General features: G+C 76.5%; 3 protein-coding genes. All 3 read right to left on the reverse strand.

Going from position 1 to position 2239, the window contains the following annotated elements:
• Window positions 1-387, reverse strand: a 387-nt coding sequence (locus tag ACH34T_RS44525) for a TIGR04222 domain-containing membrane protein (RefSeq protein ID WP_396027081.1), incomplete at its 3' end; no start/stop codon positions are given.
• A gap of 57 nt (window positions 388-444) precedes the next feature.
• Window positions 445-1098, reverse strand: coding sequence for a response regulator (locus ACH34T_RS44530; RefSeq protein ID WP_396027083.1), 654 nt, complete (start codon window positions 1096-1098; stop codon window positions 445-447).
• A gap of 55 nt (window positions 1099-1153) precedes the next feature.
• The coding region (macS, locus tag ACH34T_RS44535; protein WP_396027082.1) for a MacS family sensor histidine kinase at window positions 1154-2239 on the reverse strand (1086 nt) is incomplete at its 5' end.

Genomic DNA, 2239 nt, shown 5'->3' on the forward strand with positions numbered 1-2239 from the left:
GGGGCCCCGCGCGGCCTGGACGCCGGGCTCGGCGGTGAGCTCGGCGAGCGTCCCGGCCCGGCCGGAGGCGATCGCCCCGAAGACCGCCGTGTCCAGCGGCGTCCCCGCCGCGCGCGGCCCGGCGGCGGACGGGGTCAGCGGGATCATCCGGCCGTCGGCGTAGGCGTCGACGGCGCCGTCGAGCCGCAGCGCCGTGATCGAGGCGGCGATCGCGTGCCGTCCGCCGCCGTGCAGGTAGGCGACCTCGTACGGGTGCAGGTCGCGTGTCGGGTGAGCGCCGCGCGTCGCGCTCGCCCGCACGCGCCTGGCGATCGCGATCAGCAGGATCCCGATGAGGACGTAGCCGGCGAAGACCACCAGCTCCGGTCCCGATATCTCGTCGATCACGGTGTGCTCCCGTCCTGGCACCTTTTCGCGATCAGACGCCGGGGGCCGGGCGGCGGTTCATCCGGAGGCGTCCTCTTCTTCCCCGTCGAGGCCCTTCTCGATGGCGTACCGGACGAGTTCGACGCGGTTGTGCAGCTGGAGCTTGCGGAGGGTGTTCTGCACGTGGTTCTGGACCGTCCGGTGGGACAGGACGAGCCGCTCCGCGATCTGCTTGTACGTCAGGCCCTTCGCGACGAGCCGCAGGACCTCGGTCTCGCGGTCGGTGAGGCGGGGCGCGCCGTCGTCCTCGCGGGCGGGGGCGGCGGCGAGCCTGCGGTACTCGCCGAGGACGAGCCCGGCGAGCCCGGGGGTGAAGACGGCGTCGCCCTCGCCGGTGCGGCGGACGGCGTCCAGGAACTCCTCCCGCCCGGCGGACTTGAGGAGGTAGCCGGTGGCGCCCGCCTTGACGGCGTCCAGGACGTCCTGCTGCTCGCCGCTCGCCGACAGCACCAGCACGCGGACGGGCGGGTCGGCGGCCGCCAAGTGGCGGGTCACCTCGACGCCGCCGATGTCGGGGAGCTGGAGGTCGACGACGGCGACCTGCGGGCGGGCCGCCGCGGCGACGCGGACGGCGACGCGTCCCTCCCCGGCGGTCGCGACCACCTCGTGGCCGGCCTCGGCGAGGTCGCGGGCGACCGCCTCGCGCCACATCGGATGGTCGTCCACGACCATGACCCTGAGGGGAACGTCGTCGCTCACGGATCACACCATAGGGTGATTTCGCCGGTCAGCGGCGGGGCACGGTCATCTCGATCTCCGTGCCCGCGCCCTCGGCCGAGGAGATCTGGACCGTGCCGCCGAGGTCTAGGACGCGGCCGCGGACGGACTGCGCGACGCCGAGCCGGCCGTCCGCCGCGGCCTCGTCCAGGCGTCCGGCGGGCATGCCGGGGCCGTCGTCGCGGACGCTCACGGTGACCGCGTCCCCGGCGTCCTCCAGCAGGATCCACGCGCGGGCGCCGTCGCCGCAGTGCCGCCGGACGTTGTCGAGCGCCGCCGCCACCGCCGCCTCGACCTCCCGGGCGGCGTGCGCGGGCAGCCGCACCTCGGTCGCGGGCGTCGACACCGTGACCGACGCGGACGCGTGGCCGGTCAGCAGCGGACGGAGATCGACCTCGTCGCCCGCGTCCGGCGCGGAGGCGGCCGGGGCGGCGGGGGCGGTGCCGACGAGCGACCGCAGCGCCGCCTCCTGCTCCCCCGCCAGCCGTCCCAGCTCCGCCGCCTCGCCGCCCAGCTCGTCGCCGCGCCGCCGCACCATCGCCAGCACCTGGAGCACCGAGTCGTGGATGCGGCGGGCCAGCCGCTCCCGCTCCCGCGTGGCCGACTCCAGTTCCACGGCCCGCGCCAGCCGCGCCTCCGCGTCCATCGCCAGCCGGACGACGTGCCCGACGACGAGGCCCGCGAGGAGCAGCAGCACGATGCCGTTGAACGTCGTCCGGCTGATCCCGCCCGACGTCCCGGCGATCGCGTGGACCAGCAGGTTCGCCACGGACAGCACGCCCGCCGCCGCCACGCCGGCCCACCGTCCTCCAGCCCCCGCCCACCGCCATCCAACCGACGAGCTTCGCCCGGCCACCCGTCCGCCCGCCACCGCCCACGACAGCACCGCCGCCGCCACCCACGACACCGGCAGCGTCGGGCGGCCGTCGGCGATGTTCGCGGGCGTCTCCACCCAGGCAGTGGCGAGCAGGCAGCCGGACGCGACGGCGAGGTCGGCGACCAGCAGCGGCCACCCGCGGCGCCGCGGGTCCCGGAAGGCGGGGATCGGGTACGCCGTCCAGACGGCCATGACGGCGAGGACCGCCCACCCCCCGGC

It is taken from the genome of Actinomadura sp. 9N215, from assembly GCF_044326345.1.
Classification (GTDB): Bacteria; Actinomycetota; Actinomycetes; order Streptosporangiales; family Streptosporangiaceae; genus Spirillospora.

Bases quoted from the DNA above. Each gene is read 5' to 3' on its own strand.
- ACH34T_RS44530 (WP_396027083.1), bottom strand. From the start codon at position 1,098: ATGGTCGTGGACGACCATCCGATGTGGCGCGAGGCGGTCGCCCGCGAC.